Raw genomic sequence first — 18,332 nt, 5'->3', positions numbered from 1 at the left:
GCCGTATTCTTAATCTGAAACTGAGCTAAATGATGACATTATGTTGCGGTTGCCTTGCATTACAGCGTCAAAGTATTAATCCTTAATGGGTATTACACCTGCTATGCAGATACTCATCATGAAAGGAGAAACACATGAAGGCTGCTGTTGTCACTCAGGATCATCAGGTTAATGTTACAGAGAAAACCTTACGCGCGCTTAAACATGGTGAAGCGCTGCTGAAGATGGAGTGCTGTGGCGTGTGCCATACCGATCTCCATGTTAAGAATGGTGATTTTGGCGACAAAACCGGGGTGATCCTCGGCCACGAAGGGATTGGTATCGTCAAAGAGATTGGTCCTGGCGTCACGTCGCTAAAAGTAGGCGACCGTGCAAGCGTGGCGTGGTTCTTTGAAGGCTGTGGCCACTGTGAATATTGTAATACCGGCAACGAAACGCTGTGCCGTGACGTGAAAAACGCGGGTTACTCCGTTGACGGCGGCATGGCGGAAGAGTGCATCGTAACCGCGGATTACGCGGTTAAAGTCCCGGACGGGCTGGACTCCGCGGCGGCCAGCAGCATCACCTGCGCCGGGGTCACCACCTACAAAGCGGTAAAAGTCTCTGACATCAAACCCGGCCAGTGGATTGCGATCTATGGCCTGGGCGGTCTGGGCAACCTCGCGCTGCAATACGCCAAAAATGTCTTCAATGCGAAGGTTATCGCCATTGACGTGAATGACGAGCAGCTGAAGCTCGCTGCCAGCATGGGCGCAGACTTAACCGTGAACTCTCGCAGTGAAGATGCGGCAAAAGTGATTCAGGAGAAAACCGGCGGTGCGCATGCGGCGGTGGTGACGGCAGTAGCGAAAGCGGCCTTCAACTCTGCCGTTGACGCAGTTCGCGCCGGAGGCCGCGTGGTGGCTGTTGGCCTGCCGCCGGAAGCGATGAGCCTGGATATTCCACGTCTGGTCCTGGATGGGATTCAGGTGGTGGGCTCTCTGGTGGGTACCCGTCAGGATCTGCTCGAAGCCTTCCAGTTTGCGGCTGAAGGTAAGGTGGTTCCGAAAGTCACGATGCGCCCATTGGAAGATATCAACGCTATCTTCAAAGAGATGGAACAGGGCCAGATCCGTGGCCGTATGGTGATTGATTTACGTTCTTAACCGCGGCGGCCGGGTAGCGGCTTTGCCCTGCCCGGCTTTTCACGTGGACGAACGGCGATCGGAAATCCACTCCTGAACCTCGATCTGGAATGTGTCAGGCGCTTTTCGATACATCTTCCGCGCCAGATCCAGGATGGTATGGCGCCCTAACTCCTCTTCCATCCGCTGCTGCGCGCTATCCATGACCGAGCGCACCCCACACGGGCCGTCACAGACCCAGGCAGGTGGCGTTTCATCAAACACCGCCAGGCGCTGACGCACTTCCCGACACTCAAACATATTCTTCTCGCCGTCGATGGCGTGCGCCACGTCCAGCACGCTGATTAGCTCGGCCGGACGCGCCAGCCGGAAGCCTCCCCCTTTGCCTTCGGTGCTGATAACCAGCCCCGCGCGTGATAAACGGGTGAAGATTTTTCCAAGATAGTCGTAGGGCACGCCCTGCAAGGCCGCCATCTCCCGGACGCTCATCTCACGTTCATTGCCTTTTGCATCCACCATACACATCAGGCTATGAATGCCATATTCCACACCAGAACTGTAAAACGCCATGGCTCACTCCGGGTCATTGTTCGCTGCATTATAACGATTTTTAACTCAGAAAGAAGTTGTCGTAGTTAACTCCGACAAGTATAGTGGCAGTTATGTCAGACATACAGCCTGACGCACTAAAGGATCGAGTATGAAAAAGCAGATTTTAATTGTGGGTAGTGGGTTTTCCGGTATGTGGGCTGCGGTCAGCGCCGCGCGCCTTTCTGCTCTGGAGGGTAACAATAGCCTCAGCATTGCCGTGCTGGCCCCTGTTGCGGAGCTACGCGTTCGCCCACGCTTTTATGAAGAGAACGTGTCGACGATGGTCGCGCCGCTGACCGAACTGTTTGCTGAGCTGGGTATCGCCTTTATTGCGGGCGAAGCACAACGTATTGATACCTCGTCTAAAACCGTTTTGTATCGCGATTCAAACGGCGCGATTGCTGACGTCGCCTGGGAACGTCTGATCCTCGCAACCGGTAGCCAGACTAAACGTCCTCCTGTTGCCGGTCTGGCTGAATACGCCTTTGATATCGACCAACTCGACTCCGCCAGGTTATTCGAGCAACATCTTGATTCGCTGGTTTCGCGCCCCTCCACCCCGGAGCGTAATACCGTGGTCGTGTGTGGCGGCGGCTTTACCGGCATCGAGCTGGCAACGGAACTCCCTGCCCGGCTCCGCACTCGCTTCGGCACCCATACAAAGACTAAAGTAATCGTAGTTGAAAGGGGTGCAACCATTGGCGGGCGTTACAGCGAGGCGCTGAGAAACACCATTGAAGAAGCAAGCAGCGCGCTGGGCGTTGAATGGCGTTTAAACAGTGAAGTTGAAGCCATCGATGCCAGCGGCGTAACGCTGAAAAACGGAGAACGCATTGCCAGCGCCACTGTAGTGTGGACGGCAGGGGTAGAAGCTAACCCCCTCAGCCTGCAAATTGACGGGGAACGCGACACTCAGGGACGCCTTATCGTCACCGACACATTGCAGGTTCCTGCGCATCCGGAGGTTTACGCGACGGGTGATATGGCGCATGCCAAAACGGACGATGTGGGCAACACGGCGCTGATGACCTGCCAGCACGCGATCCAGTTGGGGAAATTCGCCGGACACAACGCAGCGGCCAGCCTGTTAAATGTGGAGCCGTATCCTTACCGTCAGGTGAACTACGTCACCTGTCTGGATTTGGGTAGCTGGGGTGCGGTATACACCGAGGGCTGGGATCAGCGCATTAAATCCGTGCGCGAGGAAGGCAAAAAGATCAAAGTCGCCATCACCAACGAACTGATTTACCCGCCAGCAGCAGACAAAGCGGTTGCTTTTGCCGCCGCTGACCCGCTGGCGAAATTCGTGTAGTCCACTCCAGCACCCGCGACCAGCGGGCAACATGTGGAATCAGGCCAGCGCTCCTGCGTTGGCCTGACGCTTTTTGGCACATAAATAACCATACATCAACAGAGAGGTCATCGCCGAGAAGGATAAGATCGCTGCCGGCAGCGTGACATAACTCCAGCTAAAGCCGAGCGTAATCATCATTCCACCGAAATACGCGCCAATTGCGCTGCCGAGGTTAAACGCCATTTGTCCGCCTGCGGCCCCCAGCATCTCGCCGCCTTTCGCATTTTGCAGCAGCAGAATTTGCAGCGGCGCAGAGAGCGCAAACAGCCCGGCGCAGCACACGAATCCCATTACCAGTGAAGCTGTTTTAAGCTCGCCAAAGGCGAACAACGCCAGCAGCGAAGCCACAATCACCAGGTCGGTGGTGGCAGCAATGCGCAGCGGGCTAAAGCGCGACGACAGCTTGCCGCTGAAGACATTTCCCAGCACCATGCCCAGCCCCATCAGCATCATGATCGCGGTCATCACGCCCTCGGAAAAGCCTGACACGTTGACCATAAACGGCTTCACGAAGCTAAACCAGGCAAACACCCCGGCATTGCCAAACATCGTAGCGGCAAAAATCAACCACGGTTCCGGTTTCTTCAGGAAATGGAATTGTTCTGTCAGCCGGGTGGTTGTCGTGTCGTGAATGTCTGGCACCCACAGCAGAACAGACAGGATCACCAGCGCGTCAAAGACCGCAATCAAAAAGAAGGTGTAACGCCAGTTAAATTCATGTCCCAGCCACGTCCCGAGTGGCACGCCAAGCAGGTTGGCAACGGTCATCCCGGCAATCATCCCGGCCACAGCGACCGTCACTTTACCCGGCGGTGCGATTTTTGACAGGATTATCGCCCCCACACCGAAAATCGCGCCATGCGGAAAACCAGAGATTAAGCGCCCCGCCGCCAGCCCCACGTAGGAGTCAGAGAAGGTAAAGAGTGTGTTACCAACGACGCACATCGCCACCAGAAACAGCAGCGTTGTTTTCAGCGAAAATTTGCTGGAGAACAGCGCCACAATCGGCGCGCCGATCACCACGCCAAAAGCGTAAAACGAAATCATATTTCCGGCAGAGGGAATTGAAATGCCCGTATCATGGGCCAGTTCTGTCAGCACGCCCATGATGCCAAATTCAGCCATCCCCAGACCAAAGGTAGCCAGTGCTAACGAAAAAATTGTCTTTTTCATACCGCGACCACTGTTAAAAAATACGCAGCGTGCATTATTGATTAAACTTGTATGGTGAACCAGTTCAAATCAGCTTTCTGACACATTAATCCATTCATTCAGGCCGATTACACGCTTAGTACGGCCTCGATCCCGCGACCGGACCCATAGGGAGACCCGCCATGGTCAGTAAGAAGAAAACCCGTGTTGTTGATGATGTCGTTAAAAACGCGCCGCTCAAAACCAAAACGTACGAGCAAGAGCTGCGCCGCCTCCATGTTGAACTGGTTAAGCTCCAGCAATGGGTGGTCGCCAAAGGGTTAAAAGTCTGTATTGTTTTTGAAGGGCGAGACGGCGCCGGTAAAGGCGGCGTCATCAAAGCCATCACCGAACGCGTCAGCCCCCGGGTGTTTCGCGTTGTTGCGTTACCGGCCCCCACCGATAAAGAGAAAAGTCAGCTCTATTTTCAGCGTTACGTTCCTCATCTGCCCTCTGCCGGGGAAATCGTTATTTTTGACCGCAGCTGGTACAACCGCGCGGGGGTGGAAAAAGTAATGGGTTTCTGTACTGAAGAGCAGGCCGAAAAATTTCTTGATGGAACGCCGGTAATGGAAAAAGCGATGGTCGATGCCGGGATCATATTGTTGAAATACTGGCTTGAAGTAACGCCAAAAGAGCAGGAACGCCGCCTGCGCGATCGCATTAATGATGGTCGCAAGATCTGGAAGCTGTCTCCAATGGACATAAAATCTTTTAATCTGTGGGATGAATATACCCTCGCCCGTGACGCGATGTTTAAAGCGACCGACACCGCCTGGGCGCCGTGGTTTGTGGCGCGCTCAGAAGATAAAAAACGGGTGCGGCTGAATATTATTTCGCATCTGCTTTCACAGATCCCCTATAAAGAAATTCACGTAGACAAAGTGGATTTACCGAAACGCAAGATCGGCAAAGTGAAACCTACAAAATATCCCTTCCGGTATATTGCAGAGCGATTTTGATACGGGGAAGCAGGCCAGCACAAGCGCAGCGCCGCCGGACAATGCCGACGGCGCGAGGTTTACTTCAACCCTTCCGAACTCTCTTTTTGCGCTTCAAGACGCTCAACGTCGCGGTACCAGCGCGGATGGTGCTTCTGCGCCCAGCGGCGGCTCACCTTCCCTTCAATCATGCCTTTAATCGATCCTTTCACCCAGAAGGCCATATACATATGGATCAGAATGGCGTGGATCAGAATAATGGCCGAGGTCGCGTGGATCAGCAGCGCATAACGCACTACCTGAATCGGGAAATAGTGCGCAAAATACGGACGCCAGATGATGACCCCGGTCACCAGCAGCACAAAAATCATGCTCATGATGGTCCAGAACATCATCTTCTGCCCGGCGTTGTATTTCCCCACCTTCGCGACTTTATGCTCGTTGCCTTTCAGAACCTCAACAATCCCTTTTAGCCACGGAATATCCTGCTTGTCAGGGATGTTGTGATGAACAAAACGCACGAACATAAACATCAGCACCACGAAAATCAGCACGCCGAAGAACGGATGCAGAATGCGCCCCATCTGCGGTGTCCCGAAGGTTTCCGTGAGCCACTGTAGCGTCGGGAAGAAGAACGATATGCCGGATACCGCCACCAGGAAGAAGCAGATGACTACCGTCCAGTGACAGGCGCGATCGACAAATTTTGTGCGCACTATCATTTTCGACTTACTCATGATGCTCCTCCTCGTCGTCATCCACCTCTTTATTCGGCCCGATACCGATGTAGTGATAAATCAGCCCGGCAAAGGTGGCGATAAAGCCCGCCGCTGAAAGCGGTTTAAGCGCCCCTTTCCACAGGTTGATTGATGTATCGATCGCCGGATCTTTCGGCAGATTATGATACAGCTCCGGCTGGTCATTGTGGTGCAGAACATACATGACGTGCGTGCCGCCCACGCCCTGCGGGTTATAAATCCCGGCCTTGTCATAGCCGCGCGCTTTGAGCTTATCCACCCGCTGCTGCGCCACTTCCAGCATCTCTTTTTTGGTGCCGAAGTGGATCGCCCCGGTAGGACAGGTCTTCACGCAGGCAGGCTCCTGGCCGACGCTGACGCGATCGACGCACAGGGTGCATTTATAGACCCGGTTATCCTCTTTATTGAGGCGCGGGATATTAAACGGACAGCCTGCGATGCAGTAGCCGCAGCCGATGCAGTTATCCTGCTGGAAGTCGACGATCCCGTTGGCGTACTGAATGATTGCCCCGGCAGACGGGCACGCCTTCAGGCAGCCCGGATCTTCACAGTGCATACAGCCGTCTTTACGGATCAGCCACTCCAGCTTGCCGTTCTGGTCGGTTTCGCTAAAGCGCATCACCGTCCAGGACTTGGCGCTCAGATCAGCAGGATTGTCATAGACCCCAACGCAGTGCCCCACCTCGTCGCGGATATCGTTCCACTCCGAGCAGGCCACCTGGCAGGCCTTACAGCCCACGCAGGAAGAGACATCGATCAGCTTGGCGACTTCTGCCTTGTAGTCCCGCGCACGAGGCGCGGGCGTTATCGGGTTGGTCGCGGAGCGTTTAATAATGTCTTGTGTTTCCATCGCCATTTAATCGCTCCTTACGCTTTCTCGATGTTGACCAGAAACGCTTTATACTCCGGCGTTTGCGAGTTGGAATCGCCGACGTTTGGCGTCAGGGTATTGGCGATGTAGCCTTTCTGCGCTACCCCTTCAAAGCCCCAGTGCAGTGGTATGCCCACCGTTTCCACCTGCTGGCCGTGCACGTTCAGCGTTTGCAGACGACGGGTGACCACCGCCACCGCGCGAATAAAGCCGCGCTTGCTGCTGACCTTCACGCGATCGCCATTGGCAATGCCTTTCGCCTTCGCCAGGGTTTCGCTTATCTCCACAAACTGTTCCGGTTGCGCGATGGCGTTAAGCCGCGCGTGCTTGGTCCAGGTATGGAAATGCTCGGTCAGGCGGTAAGTAGTGCCGACATAGGGGAACTTGTCTTTTTTACCTAAACGCAGCACGTCGTCTTCGTAGATGCGTACCACCGGGCTTGACACCACGTTCGGGTGCAACGGGTTAGTGCCGAGCGGCGTTTCCATCGGCTCGTAGTGTTCAGGGAACGGCCCTTCCGCCAGTTTGTCGATAGCAAACAGACGTCCCAGCCCTTCCGGCTGCATGATAAACGGCCCGGTGTTGCTACCCGGCGCGGCGGTGTTGAAGTCCGGGATATCGTTCCCCGTCCACTTCGTGCCGTTCCACTCGATCAGCATGCGTTTCGGATCCCACGGCTTACCGTTCACGTCTGCGGAGGCACGGTTGTACAGTACGCGGCGGTTTAACGGCCACGCCCATGCCCAGCCCAGGGTGTTACCCAGGCCTGACGGATCGGCGTTATCGCGGTTGGCCATCTGGTTACCCTGCTCAGTCCAGCTGCCGGTGTAGATCCAGCAGGACGAGGCGGTGGTACCGTCGTCACGCAACAGCGCGAAGCTATTGAGCAACTGGCCTTTCTTCGCCACCAGATTGCCGTTGGCATCGTACAGGTCGGCCAGCGCCACGCCGTTGTTCTCTTTTGCCACCTCTTCGGACTCAGGATGATCCGGCTGCTTGTAGTTCCAGCTCATCTTCAGCAGCGGCTCAGCGCCTTTGCCGCCTTCTGTGCGGTACATCTCGCGCAGACGATGGTAAATCCCGGCCAGAATTTCGCCGTCATTACGCGCTTCACCCGGCGCATCCTGACCTTTCCAGTGCCACTGTAGCCAGCGGCCAGAGTTGGCAATAGAACCGTCCTCTTCCGCAAAACAGGTCGATGGCAGGCGGAACACCTCGGTCTGAATGGATGCCGGATCGACATCGTTTGATTCACCGTGGTTCTGCCAGAACGTAGACGTTTCGGTGACCAGCGGATCGATAACCACCATGTACTTCAGCTTGCTCAGGCTGCGAACGACTTTGTTTTTATCCGGGAATGACGCCACCGGGTTAAAGCCCTGGCAGATATACCCCGTGACGTCGCCCTTATCCATCATGTTGAAATACTTGATGACATCGTAAGCCTGGTCCCATTTCGGCAACCACTCAAAGCCCCAGTCATTCTCTTTCTGCGCCGCGTCGCCGTAGAACGATTTCATCAGACTGACGGCAAACTTCGGATAGTTACTCCAGTAGTTCACCTGGTCCGGACGCGTCGCTTTTGGCGTGTTGGCGTCAAGCCAGCTTTGCCAGTCGGTCTGCTTCTCGGACGGCAGGGTCAGGTAACCCGGCAGGCTGGTTGACAGCAGGCCGAGGTCGGTTAAGCCCTGAATGTTAGAGTGCCCGCGCAGGGCGTTCACGCCGCCACCGGCCATCCCCATGTTGCCGAGCAGCAGCTGGATCATCGCCATGGTGCGAATGTTCTGCGCGCCCACGGTATGCTGCGTCCAGCCCAGCGCGTACAGGAAAGTAGTGGTTCTGTCGGCGGCACTGGTGGAGGCCAGCACTTCACACACTTTCAGGAAGTCCGCTTTCGGCGTACCGCAGATGTTTTCCACCACGTCCGGCGTATAGCGGGAAACGTGCTGTTTCAGCAAGTTCCACACGCAGCGCGGATCGCTCAGGGTCTCATCGCGTTTCGCGTAGCCGTTTTCGTCGAACTGATAGTTCCAGGATGATTTATCGTACTGACGTTTCTCGGCGTCATAGCCGCTGAACAGACCATCTTCGAAAGCGAAATCTTCCCGCACCAGCAGGCTGGCATTGGTGTAATGCTTAACGTATTCCGCGTTAATCTTATTGTTTTCGATCAGGTACAACAGTACGCCGGAAAGGAACGTAATATCCGTACCGGAGCGGATCGGCGCATAGATATCAGCCACCGATGCCGTACGCGTAAAGCGTGGATCGACGACAATCAGCGTCGCATCGTTGTTGTTTTTCGCTTCCATCGCCCAGCGGAACCCCACCGGATGGGCTTCAGCGGCGTTACCGCCCATAACCACCACGACGTTTGCGTTTTTGATATCAACCCAGTGGTTGGTCATCGCACCGCGACCAAATGTTGGAGCAAGACTTGCTACCGTTGGTCCGTGTCAGACGCGCGCCTGGTTATCAACCGCCAGCATGCCGAGGGAGCGCACAAATTTTTGCGTCAGCATGCCGGTCTCATTACTTGCCGCAGAGGCACACAGCATCCCGGTGGAGGTCCAGCGGTTTACCGTGATGCCCTGCTCGTTCTTCTCAATAAAATTGGCGTCGCGATCCGCTTTCATCAGTTTTGCAATTCGGGAGAAAGCGTCGTCCCAGGAAATACGCTGCCATTTGTCAGACCCCGGCGCACGATATTCCGGGTAGCGCAGACGGTTTTCACTGTGGACGTAGTCCAGCAGCCCCGCCCCTTTCGGGCAAAGCGCCCCGCGGCTCACCGGATGGTCCGGGTCCCCTTCAATATGATAAATCGCTTCTTTGGCGTTCTTCGCGCCATCACCCAGGCTATACATTAATAGCCCACAACCCACGGAGCAGTATGTGCAGGTGTTACGGATCTCTTTCGCGCGCAGCAGTTTATAGTTGCGTGCCTGAGCCAGCGCCATTTTGGGAGCGAATCCCAGCATCGCGGCTGTTGTTCCGGCCATACCGCCCGCGCAGATTTTAAAAAATTGTCTGCGGCTGACGTCCATTGTTGTCCTCGTTATCTGATAAGACTTCGCGCGGCAAACTAACAGCAAAGCCCCTTTTTTTATTGCGTCAAATCAAGGTCGCTATACTTAGCCCCCCAAATAGTCACCGCTGGTACGATTTGCTACTCTTTTCGGGGTATCTACCCCGTAGAAAATTCGCCAGGTGAAGCGGATAGATGCTATAAGTTTTCCCTTTGATTTTTTGAAGACTGGCAGGGTAATGGACAGAAAAAGAGCAACGCTGACAGGCCTGGCGGCCATATTGCTGTGGAGCACCATGGTGGGTCTCATCCGCAGCGTCAGTGAAGGACTGGGCCCGGTGGGCGGCGCGGCGATGATTTACACCGTCAGCGGGCTGCTGTGTCTGGTAACGGTGGGTTTTCCCGATCTTCGGCGTTTTTCCAGGCGCTATCTTCTTGCGGGCAGCATCCTGTTTGTCAGCTATGAGATGTGCCTGGCCCTGTCGCTGGGATATGCCGCGACGCGCTCACAGGCGATTGAAGTCGGTATGGTCAATTATCTGTGGCCAAGCCTGACGATTGCCTTCGCGATTTTGTTCAACGGGCAAAAATCCACCCTGTGGGTCATCCCTGGGCTTCTCATCTCGCTGTTGGGGGTGTGCTGGGTTTTAGGTGGCGAAAACGGTCTGCAACTGAATGACATCATGCAGAACGTCGTTTCAAGTCCGCTGAGTTATGGGCTGGCGTTTGCTGGCGCTTTTATCTGGGCCGCCTACTGCACCGTCACCAGCAAGTATGCCAAAGGGCAAAATGGCATTACCCTTTTCGTCCTGCTGACCGCCCTGAGCCTGTGGGTCAAATATGCCGTCAGCGATCAGCCCGAAATGGTGTTCAGCGTCCCGGTTGTGGTGAAGCTATTGATGTGTGGGGTTGCGCTTGGCTTTGGCTACGCCGCCTGGAATATTGGTATTCTTCACGGTAACGTCACGGTGCTTGCGGCTGTCTCTTATTTCACGCCCGTTCTTTCCGCCGCGCTGGCGGCTATTGTGCTGAGCTCTACGCTTTCATTCTCATTCTGGCAAGGGGCATTAATGGTGTGCGCCGGATCGTTACTGTGCTGGTATGCCACGCGCAAATAGTATTTTTATTTTTTGCCGGGTACCCAATATGCCCGGCACAAAATTAACAATTATTTAATGTGTGATCACACCCTCGAATATAATTGGTAACATTCGAGACAACTAAAATTTCTGTATAGAATGCCCACAGATAGCCAGAGCCGTTGTGGAAGTTGACATAAACTGACAACACAGGTAATTAGTTCAGCGCCAATATTACCGCGCTATATAGCACAAAGTGCAATAGTTTATTTCTGAATATTTCACTTAGAAAACAGACACTGGCTCACCGAAAAATTCATAATCCGCTGTTTTAAAAGATGTTATCGCGCCCCACACGTTGATACTCTCTGTCAAATTCCTTTAATTCCCCAGAAAAACTAAAACGTCCAGAAATTATTTACAGCCATATTATCGTGCTTTGTTAATAATCAATTTATGTCTATATATTAACCTGATTGAGCGATTTAAGGGCATTTACCCGATCAGGATCACATTAATTGAAATTATCTTTAATATTTTGAAACTTATTATTGAAAGCAGTCTACGGAATTTTAAAAATAGTCTGCCATTGACGATAAGCCTCGTTTAAAAATCGCTCAGATGGCTTAGGAAATACCTAAATAAAATTATAAGGATTATTTAAGATGAAACTTAAATTAGTTGCAGTGGCAGTGACTTCCATGTTGGCAGCTGGCGTTGTTAACGCGGCTGAAGTTTTTAACAAAGACGGTAACAAACTGGATCTGTACGGCAAAGTTACTGGTCTGCACTATTTTTCTGATGATGCTGGTAGCGACGGCGACAAAACGTATGTTCGTCTGGGCTTCAAAGGTGAAACTCAGATCAACGATCAGCTGACCGGATACGGCCAGTGGGAATATGAGTTCAAGGGCAATCGCTCCGAAGCTCAGGGTTCCGACGGCAACAAAACCCGTCTGGCCTACGCTGGTCTGAAATTCGATGAATTCGGTTCCTTCGACTACGGTCGTAACTACGGTGTGGCTTATGACATCGGCGCGTGGACTGACGTTCTGCCAGAGTTCGGTGGCGATACCTGGACGCAGACTGATGGCTTCATGACCGGCCGTACCACTGGCGTTGCAACCTACCGTAACACCGACTTCTTTGGTCTGGTTGACGGCCTGAACGTGGCTGCTCAGTACCAGGGTAAAAACGACCGTTCAGAGATCACCGAATCCAACGGTGACGGCTGGGGTCTGTCTTCTACCTATGAATTCGACGGCTTCGGTGTGGGTGCGACCTACGCGAAATCTGACCGTACTGACCGTCAGGTTCGTGCTGCAAGCAACCTGAACGCCGGTGGCGAAAACGCAGAAGTCTGGGCTGCTGGCCTGAAGTACGATGCGAACAACATCTACCTGGCAACCACCTACTCTGAAACCCGCAACATGACGGCGTTCGGTAACGGTCACGTTGCCAACAAAGCGCAGAACTTCGAAGTTGTGGCGCAGTACCAGTTCGACTTCGGTCTGCGTCCATCCATCGCTTACCTGAAATCCAAAGGTAAAGACATCGGTTCTTATGGCGACCAGGATCTGGTTGAATACGTTGACGTTGGCGCGAGCTACTACTTCAACAAAAACATGTCCACCTACGTTGATTACAAAATCAACCTCGTGGATGACAGCCAGTTCACCAAAGATGCCAAAGTGGCTACCGACAACATCGTGGCTGTAGGTCTGACCTACCAGTTCTAAGATCTGTTAGTTCAAAAGGCCAGCCCTCCCGGCTGGCCTTTTTTATTACTGCTGCCCTCCGACCTTCGCCAGACTAAACCAGATCCCGACCGCCAGAATCAGCAGCATGCCTCCCGCACTGCCCAGGGCCACGCTGTGCGAGGTGATGAACGCAGTTTTCGCCGCCGTCATCACCGGCTCGGCCAGTGACGGCGTCAGCTCCTGCGCCACCTTCATCGCTTCACCGATGGACGACGAGGCTTTATCGGTCAGCGACGCGCTCAGCCCCTGCGGCAGTACAATAGACGCCGAAAAGCTGCGGGTTAACAGCAAACCGAAAATGGCGATCCCCAGACCAGCGCCCAGCTCGTAGGACATGGTTTCGATCGCGCCTGCGGCGGCCGCTTTCTCTTTCGGCGCGGCAGCCATGATCGCTGACGTCGATGCCAGCAGTGCGCTGGCGGCACTGAAGCCCAACAGCACCATCAGGCTCCACGCCTGCCACTGTTGGGTGCTGAAATCAAGCATCGACAGGCCGATAAAACTGACTGCGCTTAGCCCCATGCCTCCGGCCGCGACAATGCGCAGCCCCAGACGCCCGACCAGCACGCCCGCGATCGGCCCGCTAAATCCGCTCGCCACCATCACCGGCAGCATAAATATCCCTGCTTCAAACGGCGTAAAACCATGCACAAACTGCAACTCCTGCGCCATCAGCAGTTCAAAGCCCACCAGCGCAATCATGGCGGTCATCGCCATGACCACGCCGCTTAAAATAATGCGATGGCAAAACAGACGCATGTCGATCATCGGTACGCGCGCGCGCAGCTGGATACGGACGAAGATAAACAGCATCACCGCCCCGGTAAGCAGCGTAATGGTCACCATCCACGGCGACAGCACCCCTTTCAGGGCGGTTTTGGCGCTATAGACCAGCAGTAAAATCGCCACAATTAGCATAATGGCATGGCTGATATTGAGCGGCTGCTCGGGCCGCCCCTGCTGAGCAGGCACAAAGCGCGCAGCAAGCGAAACCACCATCAGCACGATCGGCACATTAATCAGGAACACCGAACCCCAGTAAAAGTGCTCCAGCAGCATGCCGCCAATCAGCGGGCCAAACGCCGCGCCGCCCGACCCAACGGCAGCCCAGACGCCGAGGGCGATATTACGGTGCCGCGCATCAATAAACAGCGTGCGGATCCCTGCAAGCGTAGCCGGAATAATCATCGCCGCGCCTATCGCCAGCGACGCGCGGGCGGCAATCAGCCAGCCCGCGGACGGCGCAAAAGCCGCCGCTAACGATGACAGGCCAAACAGCACGCTGCCGATCATCAGCAGGCGCTTAAAACCTATGCGATCGCCCAGCGCGCCCATCGGCAGCACCATCCCCGCCATCACCAGCGAGTAAATATCAATAATCCACAGCAATTCGTTGCCGCTGGCACCCAGCGTCATGCTCAATGTTGGTGCCGCCACGTGCAGCACCGTCGCGTCAATCGCCACCGGGATATATACCAGCACGATAATCACTAACGCTAACCACTGACGAAACATAAATTTCCTTTTCAGTTAAAAACTGGACACATGTCCAAATTGCGATCCTACGTAAAGTTGAACACTTGTCCAGCTCTTTGTTACACTCGTTTCGTTGCCATTGAGAGTGAGAAATTATGCGTTATCTGAGCAAGGACGAGCGGCGGGAAGAGATCCTCCAGGCCGCGATGCGCGTGGCGCTGACCGAAGGATTCGCTGCAATGACCGTGCGCCGCATCGCCACCGAAGCGGGCGTCGCTACCGGGCAGTTGCATCACCACTTTGCGTCGGCGGGCGAGCTTAAGTCGCTGGCGTTTGTCCGGCTAATCCGCGATTTGCTGGATGCTGAAATCGTTGGCGAAAACGCTGGCTGGCGCGAGCGCCTGCATGCCATGCTCGGCAGCGATGACGGCGGGTTTGAGCCCTACATTCGGCTGTGGCGAGAGGCGCAAATTCTCGCCAGCCGGGATAGCGATATTAAAGGCGCCTACGTTTTGACTATGGAGATGTGGCACCAGGAAACGGTTGCGATTATCAGGGCCGGGGCGGAGGCCAACGCCTTTACGCTTGCTGACCAGCCGGAAAATATCGCCTGGCGTTTAATTGGTCTGGTATGTGGCCTGGATGGCATATACGTATTAAATATGCCTGAAATGGACGACGCGGCCTTTAATAAGCATCTGGATAAACTTATCTCCCTCGAATTGTTTTAATACTCCCATCGGGGTATTAATTTCCGCAAAAAGTTACAATTAGTAACACATAAAGCGAACCCAGATTCCCATTCCAAACTCAGGGATTCGCTTTTTTATCTATCCTTTCAGATGTATCCCATAACATCCAATAATTCCTACAAGCTATCGACAGGTATCTTTCTGTTTTTATTTAATTTTTTCTCTCCACTTGGGTAAGCAAGAGGGTGATATGTCACATCAAAGCGAGAAGAGTAACCAGCATCTGTTGAGTAACTGGAAACCGGAAAATGCGCAATTTTGGGAGAATAAAGGGAAACATATCGCACGAAGAAACCTGTGGATTTCCGTGGCGTGTTTGCTCCTCGCGTTTTGTGTCTGGATGTTGTTTAGCGCTATTGCGGTAAACCTTAATAAGGTCGGATTTAATTTCAGCACCGATCAGCTTTTTATGCTAACGGCATTACCTTCTCTCTCCGGCGCGATATTGCGTGTCCCCTACTCTTTTATGGTGCCGATATTTGGCGGGCGTTACTGGACCGTGTTAAGCACCGTTATCCTGGTCGTACCCTGTGTCTGGCTTGGGATCGCCATCCAGAATACCGCCACGCCTTACTGGGTCTTTATCATCATCGCACTGCTGTGCGGTTTTGCCGGCGCCAACTTCGCTTCCAGCATGGGAAACATCAGTTTCTTCTTCCCGAAAGCCAGACAGGGCAGCGCGCTGGGCATTAACGGCGGGCTGGGTAACCTGGGTGTGAGCGTGATGCAGCTGGTTGCGCCGCTGGTGATTTTCCTGCCGATGTTTACCTTTCTCGGCGTTCATGGCGTCCCCCAGGAGGATGGCTCGACGATGTGGCTGGCGAACGCGGCGTGGATCTGGGCGCCGCTGCTGATTCTGGCCACCCTTGCGGCGTTTTTTGGCATGAACGACATCGCCAGCTCGAAAGCATCCATTGCCAGCCAGCTTCCGGTACTTAAGCGCTTTCACCTCTGGCTGCTGAGCCTGCTTTATCTGGCAACCTTCGGCTCGTTTATCGGTTTCTCGGCAGGCTTTGCCATGCTGTCGAAAACCCAGTTTCCGGACGTAAATATCCTCCACCTCGCCTTCTTTGGCCCGCTGATTGGCGCCCTGGCGCGTTCGGCTGGCGGGATGATTTCAGACAGGCTGGGCGGCGTACGGGTGACGCTGATCAACTTCGTCTTTATGGCCATCTTTAGCGCCCTGATTTTCCTGACACTCCCCGGGTCTGGTTCAGGCAGTTTTATCGCCTTCTATCTGGTCTTTATGGGTCTGTTTCTGACCGCAGGCCTGGGCAGCGGCTCGACCTTCCAGATGATCGCGATTATCTTTCGCCAAATCACCCTCGACCGCGTAAAAAAACAGGGCGGGAGCGACGAACAGGCACAGCATGAAGCGGTGACCGAAACGGCTGCCGCGCTGGGCTTTATCTCTGCCATCGGTGCGGTAGGCGGGTTCTTTATTCCCAAAGCCTTTGGCACATCCCTGGCGATGACCGGATCCCCAGTGGGCGCCATGAAAGTCTTCCTCGTGTTTTACATCGTCTGCGTGCTCGTCACCTGGCTGGTGTACGGCCGCAAATCCTCACAAAAATAATAACTACATCTTCGCCGGAGCGTGATGCCTCACCCTCCGGCCATGCTATCGAAGCAGGAGAAATGTCATGAGCAAACTGTTGGACCGCTTCCGTTACTTCAAAACAAAAGGCGACAGTTTCGCCGATGGGCACGGGCAGGTGTACCACACCAACCGCGACTGGGAGGACAGCTACCGTCAACGCTGGCAGTTCGATAAAATTGTGCGATCCACCCACGGCGTTAACTGCACCGGCTCCTGTAGCTGGAAGATTTATGTCAAAAATGGCCTGGTGACCTGGGAAACCCAGCAGACCGACTACCCGCGTACCCGCCCTGACCTGCCTAACCACGAACCACGCGGCTGCCCGCGCGGCGCAAGCTACTCCTGGTATCTCTACAGCGCCAACCGCCTGAAATACCCGCTGGTGCGCCGTCGGCTGATCGAACTCTGGCGCGAGGCGCTGGCGCAGCATACCGATCCGGTGCTGGCCTGGGACGCCATTCAGAACGATCCGCAGAAAGCGCAGAGCTACAGGAAGGCGCGCGGTAAAGGCGGTTTTATCCGCTCAAACTGGAAAGAGCTTAACCAGCTGATTGCTGCCGCCAACGTCTGGACCATCAAAAACTACGGCCCGGATCGGGTAGCCGGTTTTTCCCCCATCCCGGCCATGTCGATGGTCTCTTATGCCGCCGGTACGCGCTATCTCTCCCTGCTCGGCGGCACCTGCCTGAGCTTCTATGACTGGTATTGCGATCTGCCTCCGGCGTCGCCGATGACCTGGGGCGAACAGACCGACGTGCCGGAATCGGCGGACTGGTACAACTCCAGCTATATCATTGCCTGGGGCTCGAACGTGCCGCAGACGCGCACCCCGGACGCCCACTTCTTTACCGAAGTGCGTTACAAAGGCACCAAGACCGTCGCCATTACGCCGGACTTCTCGGAGGTGGCAAAGCTCAGCGACCAATGGCTGGCCCCCAAACAGGGTACCGACAGTGCCCTTGCCATGGCGATGGGGCATGTGATCCTCAAAGAGTTCCACCTTGATAACCCGAGTGATTACTTCCTTAACTATTGCCGCCGCTACACCGACATGCCGATGCTGGTTCTGCTGGATGAACAGGCTGACGGTCGCGTGGTGCCGGGCCGCATGCTGCGCGCGTCGGATCTGGCCGACGGGCTGGGTGAAACCAATAATCCGGAGTGGAAAACCATCGCCTTTGACGTGGCCGGAAATCTGGTGGCGCCGAATGGTTCCATCGGCTTCCGCTGGGGTGAAAAAGGCAAATGGAACCTGGAGTCGCTGGCCGCGGGACAGGAAACCGAGCTGACGCTTTCCCTGCTCATCACCCACGACAGCGTGGCAGACGTGGCCTTCCCTTACTTCGGGGGCAACGAGAACCCGCATTTCCGCAGCGTGAAGCAGGAGCCGGTGCTGACGCGCCGAGTACCGAGTAAAACCCTGACGCTGGCCGACGGCAGCCAGAGACGCGTGGTTAGCGTGTACGATCTGGTGCTCGCAAACTACGGCCTCGATCGCGGTCTGGAAGACAGTAACGCGGCGACAAACTACGCCGAGATAAAAGCCTACACCCCGGCCTGGGGCGAACAAATTACCGGCGTCCCCGCTTATCTGATAGAAAAAATCGCCCGTGAATTTGCCGACACGGCGCATAAGACCCACGGACGGTCGATGATCATTCTCGGGGCCGGTGTGAACCACTGGTACCACATGGACATGAACTACCGCGGGATGATTAACATGCTGGTCTTCTGCGGCTGCGTCGGGCAGAGCGGCGGCGGCTGGTCGCACTATGTCGGCCAGGAAAAGCTGCGCCCGCAAACCGGCTGG

General features: G+C 54.9%; 14 protein-coding genes. 8 read left to right on the top strand and 6 right to left on the bottom strand.

What is annotated here, in order from left to right; all coding sequences use genetic code 11:
* The first annotated feature begins 134 nt into the window (after window positions 1-134).
* Window positions 135-1,145 (top strand): alcohol dehydrogenase AdhP, encoded by a 1,011-nt coding sequence (gene adhP, locus DD606_RS18035; protein WP_023314184.1) that lies wholly within the window; start codon window positions 135-137, stop codon window positions 1,143-1,145.
* A gap of 39 nt (window positions 1,146-1,184) precedes the next feature.
* On the opposite strand, the gene DD606_RS18030 is transcribed toward adhP, so the two are convergent.
* A complete protein-coding gene (locus DD606_RS18030) occupies window positions 1,185-1,694 on the bottom strand; it encodes an Rrf2 family transcriptional regulator (protein WP_015570482.1) in 510 nt (169 codons plus the stop codon).
* A 130-nt stretch (window positions 1,695-1,824) separates the two neighbouring features.
* Here DD606_RS18030 and DD606_RS18025 point away from each other — a divergent pair, with 130 nt between their 5' ends.
* The gene (locus tag DD606_RS18025; RefSeq protein WP_129258950.1) at window positions 1,825-3,027 is read left to right on the top strand and encodes an NAD(P)/FAD-dependent oxidoreductase; all 1,203 of its coding nucleotides are present in this window, start codon (window positions 1,825-1,827) and stop codon (window positions 3,025-3,027) included.
* A 39-nt stretch (window positions 3,028-3,066) separates the two neighbouring features.
* On the opposite strand, the gene araJ is transcribed toward DD606_RS18025, so the two are convergent.
* On the bottom strand, window positions 3,067-4,242 hold the full coding sequence (gene araJ / locus DD606_RS18020) for an MFS transporter AraJ (RefSeq protein WP_003857053.1): 1,176 nt from the start codon (window positions 4,240-4,242) through the stop codon (window positions 3,067-3,069).
* A gap of 161 nt (window positions 4,243-4,403) precedes the next feature.
* On the opposite strand from araJ, the gene ppk2 reads away from it, so the two are divergent.
* Window positions 4,404-5,222 carry a polyphosphate kinase 2 gene (ppk2, locus tag DD606_RS18015; protein WP_003857052.1) on the top strand — a complete coding sequence of 273 codons (819 nt, stop codon included), beginning with the start codon at window positions 4,404-4,406 and terminating at the stop codon, window positions 5,220-5,222.
* Between the two features lie 59 nt (window positions 5,223-5,281).
* On the opposite strand, the gene fdnI is transcribed toward ppk2, so the two are convergent.
* The 3 genes from fdnI to fdnG are packed head-to-tail and all read right to left on the bottom strand — an operon-like array spanning window position 5,282 to window position 9,874.
* Window positions 5,282-5,938: a formate dehydrogenase-N subunit gamma gene (gene fdnI, locus DD606_RS18010; protein ID WP_003857050.1), complete on the bottom strand. Its 657-nt coding sequence runs from the start codon at window positions 5,936-5,938 to the stop codon at window positions 5,282-5,284.
* Entirely contained in the window at window positions 5,931-6,815 is an 885-nt protein-coding gene (fdxH, locus tag DD606_RS18005) for a formate dehydrogenase subunit beta (RefSeq protein ID WP_003857048.1), read from the bottom strand. The genes fdnI and fdxH overlap by 8 nt, the downstream gene beginning before the upstream one ends.
* An 11-nt stretch (window positions 6,816-6,826) precedes the next feature.
* Window positions 6,827-9,874 carry a formate dehydrogenase-N subunit alpha gene (gene fdnG, locus DD606_RS18000; RefSeq protein ID WP_086528405.1) on the bottom strand — a complete coding sequence of 1,016 codons (3,048 nt, stop codon included), beginning with the start codon at window positions 9,872-9,874 and terminating at the stop codon, window positions 6,827-6,829.
* Window positions 9,875-10,094: 220 nt separating this feature from the next.
* Here fdnG and yddG point away from each other — a divergent pair, with 220 nt between their 5' ends.
* Window positions 10,095-10,973 (top strand): aromatic amino acid DMT transporter YddG, encoded by an 879-nt coding sequence (gene yddG, locus DD606_RS17990; RefSeq protein WP_003857042.1) that lies wholly within the window; start codon window positions 10,095-10,097, stop codon window positions 10,971-10,973.
* A 626-nt stretch (window positions 10,974-11,599) separates the two neighbouring features.
* Window positions 11,600-12,673, top strand: a complete 1,074-nt coding sequence (ompC, locus tag DD606_RS17985; protein WP_003857040.1) for a porin OmpC — start codon at window positions 11,600-11,602, stop codon at window positions 12,671-12,673.
* 45 nt (window positions 12,674-12,718) lie between these two features.
* Here ompC and DD606_RS17980 read toward each other — a convergent pair whose 3' ends face one another.
* Entirely contained in the window at window positions 12,719-14,209 is a 1,491-nt protein-coding gene (locus DD606_RS17980) for an MFS transporter (protein WP_003857038.1), read from the bottom strand.
* A 116-nt stretch (window positions 14,210-14,325) separates the two neighbouring features.
* Between DD606_RS17980 and DD606_RS17975 the strand changes: the two genes are divergently transcribed.
* The 3 genes from DD606_RS17975 to DD606_RS17965 all read left to right on the top strand — a co-directional run.
* Window positions 14,326-14,901 (top strand): TetR family transcriptional regulator, encoded by a 576-nt coding sequence (locus DD606_RS17975; protein ID WP_003857036.1) that lies wholly within the window; start codon window positions 14,326-14,328, stop codon window positions 14,899-14,901.
* Window positions 14,902-15,112: 211 nt separating this feature from the next.
* On the top strand, window positions 15,113-16,498 hold the full coding sequence (locus DD606_RS17970; protein WP_003857034.1) for a NarK family nitrate/nitrite MFS transporter: 1,386 nt from the start codon (window positions 15,113-15,115) through the stop codon (window positions 16,496-16,498).
* 67 nt (window positions 16,499-16,565) lie between these two features.
* Window positions 16,566-18,332: nitrate reductase subunit alpha (locus DD606_RS17965; RefSeq protein WP_129258948.1), on the top strand; the 1,767-nt coding region annotated here is incomplete at its 3' end.

This window comes from Enterobacter cloacae complex sp. GF14B (assembly GCF_004136805.1).
In the GTDB taxonomy this organism is placed as follows: domain Bacteria; phylum Pseudomonadota; class Gammaproteobacteria; order Enterobacterales; family Enterobacteriaceae; genus Enterobacter; species Enterobacter hormaechei_C.
This window is presented reverse-complemented; position numbering and strand designations above follow the sequence as displayed.